13 protein-coding genes are annotated in these 12378 nt (G+C 48.4%); all 13 read left to right on the forward strand.

Annotated features, from left to right (window positions below; genetic code table 11):
- Positions 1-45 precede the first annotated feature (45 nt).
- On the forward strand, positions 46-1116 hold the full coding sequence (prfA, locus tag ACZ5KY_RS03925; protein WP_464244625.1) for a peptide chain release factor 1: 1071 nt from the start codon (positions 46-48) through the stop codon (positions 1114-1116).
- Positions 1113-2018, forward strand: coding sequence for a peptide chain release factor N(5)-glutamine methyltransferase (gene prmC / locus ACZ5KY_RS03930; RefSeq protein WP_464242600.1), 906 nt, complete (start codon positions 1113-1115; stop codon positions 2016-2018). The genes prfA and prmC overlap by 4 nt, the downstream gene beginning before the upstream one ends.
- 11 nt (positions 2019-2029) lie before the next feature.
- Positions 2030-3283, forward strand: a complete 1254-nt coding sequence (gene murA, locus ACZ5KY_RS03935) for a UDP-N-acetylglucosamine 1-carboxyvinyltransferase (protein WP_464242601.1) — start codon at positions 2030-2032, stop codon at positions 3281-3283.
- Between the two features lie 78 nt (positions 3284-3361).
- Positions 3362-4024, forward strand: a complete 663-nt coding sequence (gene hisG / locus ACZ5KY_RS03940) for an ATP phosphoribosyltransferase (protein ID WP_464242602.1) — start codon at positions 3362-3364, stop codon at positions 4022-4024.
- A 14-nt stretch (positions 4025-4038) separates the two neighbouring features.
- Complete coding sequence (gene hisD / locus ACZ5KY_RS03945; RefSeq protein WP_464244626.1) at positions 4039-5331, forward strand: histidinol dehydrogenase; 1293 nt, start codon at positions 4039-4041, stop codon at positions 5329-5331.
- A 45-nt stretch (positions 5332-5376) separates the two neighbouring features.
- Complete coding sequence (gene hisB, locus ACZ5KY_RS03950) at positions 5377-5967, forward strand: imidazoleglycerol-phosphate dehydratase HisB (protein WP_464242603.1); 591 nt, start codon at positions 5377-5379, stop codon at positions 5965-5967.
- A gap of 3 nt (positions 5968-5970) precedes the next feature.
- Positions 5971-6600 carry an imidazole glycerol phosphate synthase subunit HisH gene (gene hisH, locus ACZ5KY_RS03955; RefSeq protein ID WP_464242604.1) on the forward strand — a complete coding sequence of 210 codons (630 nt, stop codon included), beginning with the start codon at positions 5971-5973 and terminating at the stop codon, positions 6598-6600.
- Positions 6601-7332: a 1-(5-phosphoribosyl)-5-[(5-phosphoribosylamino)methylideneamino]imidazole-4-carboxamide isomerase gene (hisA, locus tag ACZ5KY_RS03960; RefSeq protein WP_464242605.1), complete on the forward strand. Its 732-nt coding sequence runs from the start codon at positions 6601-6603 to the stop codon at positions 7330-7332.
- 2 nt (positions 7333-7334) lie between these two features.
- Entirely contained in the window at positions 7335-8102 is a 768-nt protein-coding gene (gene hisF, locus ACZ5KY_RS03965; protein ID WP_464242606.1) for an imidazole glycerol phosphate synthase subunit HisF, read from the forward strand.
- A 143-nt stretch (positions 8103-8245) separates the two neighbouring features.
- Positions 8246-8938 carry a bifunctional phosphoribosyl-AMP cyclohydrolase/phosphoribosyl-ATP diphosphatase HisIE gene (gene hisIE, locus ACZ5KY_RS03970; RefSeq protein ID WP_464242607.1) on the forward strand — a complete coding sequence of 231 codons (693 nt, stop codon included), beginning with the start codon at positions 8246-8248 and terminating at the stop codon, positions 8936-8938.
- Positions 8939-8992: 54 nt separating this feature from the next.
- On the forward strand, positions 8993-9436 hold the full coding sequence (locus ACZ5KY_RS03975; protein ID WP_464242608.1) for a GatB/YqeY domain-containing protein: 444 nt from the start codon (positions 8993-8995) through the stop codon (positions 9434-9436).
- A 23-nt stretch (positions 9437-9459) separates the two neighbouring features.
- Positions 9460-9951, forward strand: coding sequence for a CvpA family protein (locus ACZ5KY_RS03980; protein ID WP_464242609.1), 492 nt, complete (start codon positions 9460-9462; stop codon positions 9949-9951).
- A gap of 33 nt (positions 9952-9984) precedes the next feature.
- The gene (locus ACZ5KY_RS03985) at positions 9985-12354 is read left to right on the forward strand and encodes an endonuclease MutS2 (protein ID WP_464242610.1); all 2370 of its coding nucleotides are present in this window, start codon (positions 9985-9987) and stop codon (positions 12352-12354) included.
- Positions 12355-12378 lie beyond the last annotated feature (24 nt).

Genomic DNA, 12378 nt, shown 5'->3' on the forward strand with positions numbered 1-12378 from the left:
TATGTGGGACACCTTGTGTTCCCGATAGGATAAATGATCGTGGCTATTTTTGATAAGCTTGAAGGCGTTATTGACCGTTTTATGGAAGTGGAAGGTTTGTTGTCTGATCCGACGGTATTATCGGATCAAAACCGGTTTCGTGATTTAACGCGCGAGCACTCTGAACTTTCGGAGCCTGTTGAGGTGTACCGACGCTATAAAGTGGTCAAGCAAGAGATCGAAGATAATCGAGAGTTTTTGCGCGATGATGATCCCGACATGCGCGAAATGGCTCGTGAAGAGCTTCCTGTGTTGGAAAAAGAGAGTGAAGAGCTTGGCCAACGCCTAACACTGCTCATGTTGCCGAAAGACCCCAACGACGGCAAAAATATTGTCCTCGAAATTCGAGCTGGAACCGGTGGCGATGAAGCGGCGCTGTTTGCTTCTGATCTGTTTCGTGCCTATAGCCGTTATGCTGAGCGTCATCGCTGGAAGGTCGAGATTATGAGCTCGTCGGAGTCTGGTGTTGGTGGCTTTAAAGAAGTGATCGCCATGATCACGGGACAAAATGTTTACTCTCGACTTAAGTATGAAAGCGGTACCCACCGCGTTCAACGTGTACCTGACACCGAAACGCAGGGAAGAATTCACACCTCAGCCTGTACCGTAGCGGTGTTACCTGAAGCTGAAGATGTCGATCTTGATATTGATCCAACCGACTTGCGGGTTGATGTGTATCGCGCTTCGGGAGCGGGTGGGCAGCACGTTAACAAAACGGAATCAGCAGTGAGGATTACTCACATTCCGACAGGGGTTGTTGTTGCCTGTCAGGATGAAAAATCACAGCATAAAAATAAAGCCCGCGCCATGAAGGTGTTGCGTTCTCGTATTCTCGATGCCATGCAGGCTGAACAACATGCTCAGATGGCCGCAGACCGTAAAAGCCAAGTTGGTAGCGGTGATCGAAGTGAGAGAATTCGTACTTACAATTTTCCTCAAGGCCGTTGTACGGATCACCGAATTGGACTCACTTTGTACAAGCTAGATGGCATTATGCAGGGTGATTTAGATGAGATTTTTGATGCTTTGACCACTTACTATCAGGCTGAAATGATGTCTGGTCAGGATGACGAGTGACCGAGAGTTGGAATGTCCTCAAGGTTTTACGATGGACCACCGACTACCTTGCCGGAAAAGGGATTTCCAGTCCACGCCTCGATTCTGAATTGCTGATCGGTTCGGCATTGGATAAAGATCGAGTTGGCCTTTATTTGTGTTACGACCAACCGCTTGAGCCGACGGAGTTAACGCAGATTCGTCAATTGGTGACCCGGCGGGCGAACCGCGAGCCGTTACAGTATATCTTAGGTCATACTGAGTTTTGGTCCTTGCCATTTAAGGTGGCTCCGGGAGTGTTAATTCCCCGTGGTGACACTGAAATTTTGGTGGAAGAGGTCGAGCGGTTGCTCGAAGAGTCGTTGCCCGAGGCAGATGATTTAATTCTTGATGTTGGTACCGGTAGTGGCGCCATTGCCGTTGCGATTGCCCACACCTTTAAAGAGCGCTGTCCGACAATGCAGGTGGATGCGATTGATATCAGTGACGAAGCCCTGACACTGGCACGACACAATGCCGAACAGAATCAGGTGGATGATCAGATCCGTTTCCGTCAATGTGATATGGCCGATCTCAATCAGCTGAGTGGTGCGAAGCCCTATCGCATGATTATGTCAAATCCGCCGTATATTACCACGGCTGAGATGGCAGAATTGATGCCTGAGGTGTTGGATCATGAACCTCATCTCGCCCTAGAGGCGGGAGACGATGGTTTGCAATGTTATCGGTTGTTGTGTGCACAGGCGTTATCGGCATTGCAGCCAAGCGGTTGGTTGGTGGTTGAAGTCGGTGCAACGCAAGCTGTAGAAGTGCAAACGATGATGGAACAAGCTGGGTTGGAACAAACGTTTCAACGCCAAGATTATAGTGGTATTGCGCGGGTGGTTGGTGGACGTTCACCTGCCGCGGCGTCGATGTTATAGCGAGGATAAGTGTGAATAAAATTGTTATTCATGGCGGCAATCCATTGAATGGAACCGTTCAAGTTAGTGGTGCTAAGAATTCAGCGTTGCCGTTACTCTGTGCGACCTTGCTAACGGGTGGTAACCACCGCTTAAGTAATATACCGCAGTTGCGAGACATTCATACCGTCTTTGAATTATTGAAGACGCTCGGCGCCGAGGTTGATTTTGCTGGCGATAGTGCAGTGATCAATTCTGATCGGGTTGAGAGTATCGAAGCGCCTTATGATTTGGTGAAAACCATGCGCGCCTCGGTGTTGGTGTTAGGCCCATTGTTGGCGCGCTATGGTCATGCTCGGGTGAGTTTACCTGGTGGTTGCGCTATTGGTGCGCGGCCAATCGATCTGCACCTCAAAGGTCTGGCTGCCATGGGTGCTGAAATCTCCCTCGATCATGGTTATGTTGAAGCACGTGTTGATCGCCTCAAAGGGGCCACGATTTACTTTGATATGCCCACCGTTGGTGGTACTGAAAATCTGATGATGGCAGCGACCCTTGCCGAAGGGACAACCATCCTCGAAAATGCCGCATGTGAGCCTGAGATTATAGATCTTGCTACTGCACTCAATGGCATGGGCGCACTGATTCGTGGCGCTGGTACCGATACCATCACCATTGAGGGTGTCGAGGCTTTGCAACCGATGAACCATCGCGTTATGGCTGACCGCATTGAAGCTGGAACTTTTATGGTTGCTGCTGCGATGACTCGGGGCAATGTACTGGTGAAGGATGCCGACCCTGTTTGCCTCGAAGCGGTGATTAGTAAGTTACGCGAATCCGGAGCGCAGGTTGATCTGTGTGAAGACGGAATTCGTGTCAAGGGGGCTGAAGAGATTTTACCGATTCAGATTAAAACCAGCCCCCACCCAGGTTTCCCCACTGATATGCAGGCACAGTTTATGGCGATGTTGACCCTCGCCAACGGCACCAGTGTGATTGCCGAAAACGTGTTTGAGAACCGTTTTATGCACGTTTGCGAGTTGCAGCGCCTCGGTTCAAATATTCGAATTGATGGTAAGCAAGCACTGGTTGAGGGCGTTGATATGCTCCTTGGCGCTCCAGTAATGGCAACGGACTTACGCGCCAGTGCATCACTGGTTTTAGCTGGTCTTGCCGCAGATAATACCACTGAGGTGTCGCGGATCTATCACCTTGATCGCGGTTACGAACGTTTGGAAGAGAAACTGTTAGCACTTGGTGCCGATATCCAACGCGTAGCGATATAAAAACATTATATTTTACCCGTTTGTTGACGATAAGAACGATATTTATTCCACGCTATTGAATAAAATGAGGATGATACTATGAGTGATTACATCACATTTGCCCTCCCTAAGGGGCGTATTTTGCAAGATTCAATGGAACTGTTCGCCAAAATCGGTATCACCTGCCCCGAAATGGAGGAGAAAAACCGTAAACTGGTTTTTGAGAACAAAAAAGATAAATTCCGTTTTATGGCCGTTCGTGCCACAGACGTTCCCACTTATGTTGAATATGGCTGTGCTGATATTGGTGTCGTCGGTAAGGACACCCTGTTAGAGCAAATGAAGGATCTTTATGAACCTCTCGATCTTAATTTTGGTTATTGCCGTTTGGTGGTTGCTGAGCCGAAAGAGTTGCGTGAACAGGATGATCCATCAACGTGGTCGAATATTCGGGTGGCGACAAAGTATCCAAACGTTACTGAAAAATATTTCGCCAGTAAAGGGATTCAGGTTGAACTAATTAAGCTTTACGGCTCCATCGAGTTAGCACCGTTGGTCAACCTCTCTGAGCGGATCGTCGATCTCGTTTCAACAGGGGCAACACTTCGTGATAACGGCATGGTGGAAGTAGAAACCATTGCTGAGGTGACAACGCGCTTGATCGTTAACCGCGCTAGTTTGAAAACAAAGCATGAGCGCATCAGCAAGATTATTAACGACCTCGAAAAAGTGATTGGTGATACCCCGAAGATCTCTGAATAGGGAGGCGAACAATGATCAAATTACTCCGTTTTGATGATGCCGATTTTGCTGCGGCTTTTGCCCATATTGAACATCGCGCCGAAGAGATTCCTGCGGGGATTGATGATACCGTGCGTGAGATTTTGGCGGCAGTACGTCAACGTGGTGATGCTGCAGTGTGTGAGTATACCAACAAATTTGATCGTATGGACATTGACGCCGCGGGTTTAGAGGTGAGCGTTGAAGAAATTCTCCAAGCCGTTGAGCGCGTTGAACAGGACGATTATGCCGCCCTTGAGTTTGCTGCTCAGCGTATTAGAGATTACCATAGTCGCCAAAAGCAGGAAACATGGCTGTCGACGGATGAGAATGACATCATGCTCGGTCAACTTGTTCGACCGTTAGATCGTGTCGGTATCTATGTACCGGGGGGCAAAGCGGCCTATCCGTCATCGGTGTTGATGAATGCCATTCCTGCTCAAGTCGCAGGGGTTAAAGAGATTATCATGGTGGTTCCTATGCCGGGTGGCGAAGCCAATGATCATGTTTTGGCCGCGGCGCACATTGCTGGAGTTCATCGTATGTTCCGTGTTGGCGGCGCGCAAGCCGTTGGTGCATTAGCCTATGGAACTGACACCATCCCGCGCGTCGACAAGGTTACTGGGCCAGGCAATATTTATGTTGCTACGGCTAAGAAGATGGTTTACGGCCACGTTGATATCGACATGATTGCCGGGCCGAGTGAAATTTTGGTGGTTAACGATGGCAGTGGCAACCCACGGCACTTAGCTGCCGACCTGCTGTCACAAGCAGAGCACGATGAGTTAGCGTCATCGGTGTTGGTCACCACCAGTGAAGAGATGGCCATTGCCGTGCAAGCGGAAGTGGAAAAGCAACTCGAGCTATTGCCACGTAACGCTATCGCCCGTAGCTCCATCGAAAACTATGGTGCCATTATTGTTGCCGACCACATCGATCAAGCTCTTGAACTGTGCAACCGCATTGCTACTGAGCATTTAGAGTTAGCGGTGGATAACCCGTTCGATCTGTTGCCGCAGGTACGTCATGCTGGAGCGATCTTCATGGGTCACTACACCCCCGAAGCGCTGGGTGATTACGTTGCAGGGCCAAACCATACCTTGCCAACAGGTGGTACGGCGCGGTTTTACTCGCCACTGTCTCTCGATGATTTTGTTAAGAAGTCGAGTTTGATCTGTTGTTCAAAGGCCGGTTTACAGCGTTTAGGGCCACCAACAGTGCAAATTGCTCAGCTTGAAGGGTTGGATGCTCACGCACGTTCGGTGAGCCATCGTTTAGAAGATCTGTAATAGTCGAAACGTTTATCAGAGATCAAGAATGAGGGGAGAGAGTGTATGTCACGAACCGCCCATATAGAACGTCGCACTGCAGAAACAAGTATTGATCTGACTTTAAATCTTGACGGTAAAGGGGAAGGCGAGATCTCCACTTCGGTACCGTTTCTTGACCATATGTTGATGTTGCTCAAGGGCCATGGTTTTTTTGACCTCAGCTTAAAAGCACAGGGTGATGTTGAGATTGACGACCATCACACCGTCGAAGATATTGGTATTTGCCTCGGCGAAGCCTTTAAAAAAGCTCTTGGAGATAAAAAAGGGTTGCGTCGTTATGGTCGTTGCACCATGCCTATGCATGAGGCGTTGGCGTCGATAATTCTTGATTTTTCAGGACGGCCATTTCTGGTGTTTAATGTAGATCTTCCCAAGGCTAAAGTGGGAACGTTTGATACCGAGCTCGTTGAAGAATTTTTTGTCGCCTTTTGTAATCATGCTGGCGTTAATCTACATATTAATCTCGCTTATGGCAGTAATTTGCACCATATCATTGAAGCGATTTTTAAAGGTTTTGGTCGCGCTCTTGATGAGGCGAGCTCCAGTGATCCACGTATTACTGGTGTGATGTCGACCAAAGGAAAATTGGAATAAACGATGATTACAATTATCGATTACGGAATGGGCAATCTGCGCAGTGTGCAGAAGGGCTTTGAAAAGGTGGGCTACCATGCCCAAGTAACGGATGATCCGCGTGTCGTGGCGCAAGCCGATCGCCTGGTATTACCCGGAGTTGGTGCTTTTCGCGACTGTATGGCCAATTTACGTGATGGCGGTTTTATCGAGCCGATTCAACAATTTGTTGCCTCCGAGCGTCCTTTTCTTGGCATCTGCCTTGGTTTGCAAATGCTGCTGACTGAAAGCGATGAATTCGGCCAGCACCAAGGGTTGAATATCATCCCCGGTCGTGTACCCCGTTTTGCTGAAGATATGCAGATCGCTGGCGTTAATGGGCCAGAGATTCTAAAAGTACCACACATGGGTTGGAATCGAATTCAACACACCGATATTCCGTTGTTTAAAGGGGTAGAGCAGGGCAGCTATGTCTATTTTGTTCACTCCTATTATGTGCAACCGACGGATCAGAGTGTTGTCGCTGCGACCACCGATTATGGCATTGAATTCTGTAGTGCTATCTGTCGTGACAATGTAATGGCGACTCAGTTTCACCCTGAAAAGAGTCAGCAAGTTGGTCTGAAAATGTTAAAGAACTTTGGAGAGATATAGATGATTGTCATCCCTGCAATTGACCTAAAAGATGGTGCCTGTGTTCGACTCGAACAAGGATTGATGGATCGCGATACAGTTTATTCAGATGATCCTGGCGCTCAAGCGCGAATCTGGCAAGATCAAGGTGGCGAACTGCTTCACATTGTCGATCTTGACGGAGCCTTCGCTGGTGAGCCGAAAAATCATGCGGCCATTGAAGCGATTGTTAAGGCATTGGATATCCCAACTGAACTTGGTGGCGGTATTCGTGACATGGCGACCATTGAAGCCTACTTAAAGCTCGGTGTGGGTCGCGTCATTCTCGGTACCATTGCCAAAGAAAATCCACAATTTGTTAAAGAGGCATGTCAAGCATTCCCCGGCCAAATTGTTGTCGGTATTGATGCCAACCAAGGTTTGGTTGCTGTTCGTGGATGGGCTGATGTCACCGAAAAGAAGGCCATTGATCTCGCTCGCGAGTTGGAAGATTTTGGCGTTGAAGCCATTATTTATACCGATATTGCTCGTGATGGCATGATGCAAGGGCCTAACCTGCAAGAGACCGGTGATCTGGCTGCTGCCATCAGTATTCCTGTCATTGCTTCGGGCGGTGTTTCAAGTTTACAAGATATCAAAAACCTCCTCACCATTGAGGATAAAGGTGTTTCAGGTGTCATTACAGGTAAGGCGATCTACACCGGTGCTCTTGATCTACGGCAAGCCGTCGCTCTTACACGCCAGAAGAGGTAGACATGCTGACACGACGAATTATCCCTTGTCTTGATGTTAAAGATGGCCGAGTGGTGAAGGGTGTTCAGTTTGTTGATTTGATCGACGCGGGAGATCCTGTTGAAGCAGCGATTGCTTACGATGCTCAGGGCGCTGACGAACTGACGTTTCTCGACATCACCGCTTCAAGTGACAAGCGTGGCATTATTCTCGATGTTGTCCGCCGTACTGCCGAGCAGGTGTTTATGCCGCTAACGGTTGGTGGTGGTGTACGCGAGGTTGAAGACATTCGCAACTTACTCAATGCCGGTGCCGATAAAGTAAGTATCAACACTGCCGCTGTCACTCGGCCTGAATTTGTCCGTGAAGCGTCACAACGTTTTGGTACTCAGTGTATTGTTGTTGCTATCGATGCTCGCCGCGTTCCAGATAGTGAGCCGCAACGGTGGGAGGTTTATACCCACGGTGGCCGTAATGCGACAGGGATTGATGTTATCGAGTGGGCGCAAAAGATGGAGCAGTACGGCGCAGGGGAGATTCTCCTCACTTCGATGGATTGCGATGGCACGAAAGATGGCTACGATTTAGCTTTAACGCGCTCAGTCAGCGATGCGGTGCATATCCCCGTCATCGCTTCGGGTGGTGTCGGTAACTTGGAGCACATCAAAGAGGGCTTAACCACCGGTGGCGCGAGTGCGGCATTGGCGGCGAGTATTTTTCACTTTCGTGAATATACTATCAATGAGTGTAAAGAGTTTTTGCTCGAGAATAACGTACCAGTACGAATTTAATTTGGTTGGCTTGGCGATGTCCATCCGCTAGCCCCTGCATCCAACGTTGATCACTTGACTTCCTGCAGTGACTAGCGGATGGACATATTGGGTGAGTGGTTTGAATTGTTCATATGTTTTAGATTGTTCCCTTGGAGTTATGAATGAGTTTACTTGATCAGTTAAAGTTTGATAAAGACGGCCTCCTGCCTTGCATCACTCAAGATGCCGAAAATGGCGAAGTGCTGATGCTTGCCTATATGAATGCCGAAGCCGTTGAGAATACCCTTAAAACAGGTAAAGTTCATTACTACAGCCGTTCACGCGGCAAGCAATGGATGAAAGGGGAATCATCAGGTCATGTGCAAATCGTACGCGAAATTCGCTACGATTGCGATGGTGACACCCTGTTGATCAAGATCGATCAGGAAGGTGCGGCCTGTCATACCGGTCGTCGTTCTTGCTTTTATACCGTTGCCGATGGCAATGAGGTTCGTATCGATGCCGAGCCAGAGAGCGATACCACTGCGATCTATGCCGAGAAAGATATTCTTGATGCCGTTTACCATGTCATTCAAGATCGTCGTCGTAATCCCAATGAAAAATCGTATGTTAACTCGTTGTTTACTAAAGGGTTAGATAAGATTTTAAGCAAGGTTGGCGAAGAGGCAACCGAGGCCGCTGTAGCAGGTAAGGGTGGTGATCGAGAAGAGATTATCTACGAAGTTGCCGATCTGTTTTTCCATACCCTCATACTGTTGGGTTATTACGATCTACCACCCGAGCGTATTTACGCCGAGCTGCGTCGTCGTTTTGGTTTGTCTGGAATTGAAGAAAAAGAGTCGCGCACCAAGTAGTCACCAAATAAAATTATTGGTTTAAATCATAAATATAACGTAACAGGAGCACTTATGAGCATCGCACAACAATTGATGGATTCGATGAAAGAAGCTATGAAGGCAAAACAACCTCTCCGTTTAGGGGTCATTCGTCAGATTCGTAGCTCGATAAAAAATGCTGAAATCGATAAGAAAATTGTGATGGATGATGAGCAAATCATCAGCGTGATGTCGACACTGCTTAAGCAACGCCGTGAATCAGCGCAAATCTACCGTGAGAATGATCGCATTGATTTAGCTGAAAAAGAGGAACAAGAGATCGTTGTGTTACAAGAGTTTCTGCCACAACAACTTACGGCCGATGAAATAAAAGCGTTGGTCGAGGGTGTGATTGCTGAAGTGGGTGCGACCTCCATGAAAGAGATGGGGATGGTGATGAAAAAAGTCACCGCACAAACCGTTGGCCGTGCTGATGGTCGCGTCGTCAGTGAATTGGTTAAAAGCTGTTTAGGCTAACGTTGCGATAACAAGGACCTGCTATGAATGCACTCGATATTGGCATATTGGTAATTCTGACTCTGTTTATCGCCAAGGGTGCGATATTGGGGTTGATTAAAGAGGTGAGTACCCTTGTTGGTCTTGTTGTGGCGTCAGCCGTATCGTTTCGATTCTATATTCCCTTAGCGCAACAACTTGAACAGGCCAGTTCCTTGCCTTCTCAGTTGTGCGTGATGATTACGATGGTGGCTTTATTTCTCGGCACCATGATTATTTTTTCAGTATCGGGTGTGGTTTTGTCACGATTTGTTAAGCTTTTATTTCTGGGCGGGTTAAATCGTGTTTTTGGTGCACTGTTTAGCTTAGTTCAAGGGATCTTAGTTTTGGCATTGGTGCTGTATGGTTTGTCGTTGGCAAGCTTGCCCAGCTCAGTCAAACCGTTAATGACTAAATCAGAGTTACAACCGCCGTTTGTGCAGCTTGGTGAAGCAATCGTGAAACATAGCGTTCGATTGTTGGATCAGTTCTCCTGACTAAGGTTTAATTTACTGAATCATGGAACTTGAATGCTTACAGCGACGTTAGATGTTTTAGAATTCAATAAAGTTGTTGCCTTGATTGCGTTGTTTACCGTCACGCAACCCGGTAAAGAGCGCGCACTGGCATTGCAACCATTGCAAGATGTCGAGTCGGTTACAGCTTCGCTTGTTCGGATCTCTGAGGCACAAGCACTACTGGATGATAAAGGTTCACCGCCTTTGGGTGGTAGTTTTGACCTGCGCAAGACGTTAGAGCGCGTTCGAACCGAAGGAGCTTGGCTGTCGGCGACGGCACTCCTTGAAGTGGTCAGTAGTCTGGATGCGGCACGGCTTTGCCAAAGTTATTTTGGTTCTGAGTTGATGGCACCTTGTCTAACCGCTGAGGTTGGCCAACTGCAATTGTGCTCGGAGTTACGTGAGCAAATTCGCCACAGTATTGGTAATGGTGGTGAAGTTCTTGATGGCGCATCGTGGAAGCTTTCAGATCTGCGTAGCCAGAGTAAAGTATTGCGGGTGCGAATCCGATCAATGCTTGAATCGATGTTGCGTGATAGCCATTTCGACAACGTGTTTCAAGATCATATCATTACTGAGCGCAGTGGACGGTATGTTGTCCCTGTTAAGGCAGATTACCGCGGCCGAGTAAAAGGCTTTGTTCACGATGAATCATCGAGTGGACAAACATTATTTATCGAGCCTGCTTCGGTTTTGGAACGAAATAACACGTTGCAATCAATGTTACGTGAAGAGCAGCGCGAAATTGAACTGATTTTACTCCAGCTTGCGGCGCAAGTGGGAGAATCGCGCACAGCATTGCAAAGCAATCAAATGATTTTGTCGCGCTTGGATTACTTTTCGGCGGCGGCGCGTTTTGCACGGATCACTGAAGCACGCGCACCACAATTGACAGCGAAGCGTCAACTGGAGCTGCTTCAAGTACGTCATCCCTTGCTGTTGGTCGATCAAGAGGGTTGTGAGCGTAACCAACCCGTGACGGCTATTGATTTACGCTTAGGAAAAAAACACGACACGCTGATCATCAGTGGGCCGAACACCGGCGGGAAAACCGTTGCGCTAAAAACAGTTGGTTTACTATTTTTGATGGTTTCGGCGGGGCTACCAATCCCCTGTGATCCGAAAAGTCGGTTGTATCTGTTTAGTAAAATTTTTGCCGATATTGGCGATGAACAGAGTATTGAAGAGAATTTATCGACGTTTTCGGGCCATTTGTTGCGAATTCGGCGAATTTTAAAACAGGTCGATGGCAATTCATTGGTGTTGCTCGACGAAGCTGGAACGGGAACTGACCCTGCTGAAGGGGGTGCCTTAGCTCTGGCGGTGATGGATCGGTTGCGCGCAGTTGGCGCACGAACGGTGGTGACGACTCATCTGAACATGATTAAAAGTTACGCTTACCTGCATGATCGGGTCGAGAATGCGGCGGTTGAATTTGATCCCAAGACCTTTGCACCCAGCTATCGCCTCCACTACGGGGTTCCGGGAGCCAGTAGCGCGTTTACCATCGCTAAAATGATGGGCGTGCCAGAGAAAGTTGTTGCTCAAGCCGAAAGTTATCTCGGTCGTGAACAGCGCGATGGCTTGGCGATGGTGGAGCAGCTTAATCAGTTGCGTACTGAGTTAGAGCGTGATTTGCGTGAGGCACAACAGCTACGTGAAGAAGCCGAAAAAGAGCGAGAAAAACGGAAAAAGCTACTGAATGAGTTTGAGACTCAGCGTGATCAATTATTAGACAAGTCACGTCGACGTGCTGAGCAGATTGTTAGCGAAACGCAGAGTCAAATGCGTCAATTGTTGAAGCAAGCACGGCAACAAACTGTGGGTGATGGTCGCGAACAAGCAGATCTGATGCGTCAAGTGCGTGAAACCAAAGAGCAGTTGCACCATCAGCCGATGCAAGAGCGTCGCCGCAGTCAGGCTCCAGCACAGCTTAGTGTGGGTGAACTGGTGCGGGTGGTCGCTCTCGATGCTGAGGCTGCCGTTCAACGTATTTCAGGTTCAAACATTGAGTTGTCGTTAAAAGGCAAGGTGATGCGCGTTTCGTTGTCGGCATTAGAAGCATATGAGCCGCGCCGTTTTGCTGTCGCGAAAAAGCAAACCACTGGCGCGAGCAGCCACATCGAACGGCCACACTTTAATCCACGCCTCGAAGTGGTGGGTTTGCGGGTTGAAGATGCATTGCCACTGGTTGAACAGTTGATTGATGACGCGTTGTTGCACAGTTGGAAAAATATTAGTGTGGTGCACGGTCGTGGTACGGGCGCATTGCGTCAGGCGATTCGTGATTTACTGGCTCAACATCGTGCGGTGACGGCATTTCATGCCGCTGACAATGCACAAGGTGGCAACGCCATTACAGAAATCGAGCTCGGCAATTAATTGGAGGGCAGATAAAATTATTCA

Source organism: Desulfuromonas svalbardensis, assembly GCF_055389415.1.

What these genes read in the sequence shown, in the direction of transcription:
- hisG (WP_464242602.1), top strand. Translation starts at nt 3,362, where the DNA reads ATGAGTGATTACATCACATTTGCCCTCCCTAAGGGGCGTATTTTGCAA.
- hisB (WP_464242603.1), top strand. Translation starts at nt 5,377, where the DNA reads ATGTCACGAACCGCCCATATAGAACGTCGCACTGCAGAAACAAGTATT.
- hisH (WP_464242604.1), top strand. Translation starts at nt 5,971, where the DNA reads ATGATTACAATTATCGATTACGGAATGGGCAATCTGCGCAGTGTGCAG.
- hisA (WP_464242605.1), top strand. Translation starts at nt 6,601, where the DNA reads ATGATTGTCATCCCTGCAATTGACCTAAAAGATGGTGCCTGTGTTCGA.
- hisF (WP_464242606.1), top strand. Translation starts at nt 7,335, where the DNA reads ATGCTGACACGACGAATTATCCCTTGTCTTGATGTTAAAGATGGCCGA.
- hisIE (WP_464242607.1), top strand. Translation starts at nt 8,246, where the DNA reads ATGAGTTTACTTGATCAGTTAAAGTTTGATAAAGACGGCCTCCTGCCT.
- ACZ5KY_RS03975 (WP_464242608.1), top strand. Translation starts at nt 8,993, where the DNA reads ATGAGCATCGCACAACAATTGATGGATTCGATGAAAGAAGCTATGAAG.
- ACZ5KY_RS03980 (WP_464242609.1), top strand. Translation starts at nt 9,460, where the DNA reads ATGAATGCACTCGATATTGGCATATTGGTAATTCTGACTCTGTTTATC.
- ACZ5KY_RS03985 (WP_464242610.1), top strand. Translation starts at nt 9,985, where the DNA reads ATGCTTACAGCGACGTTAGATGTTTTAGAATTCAATAAAGTTGTTGCC.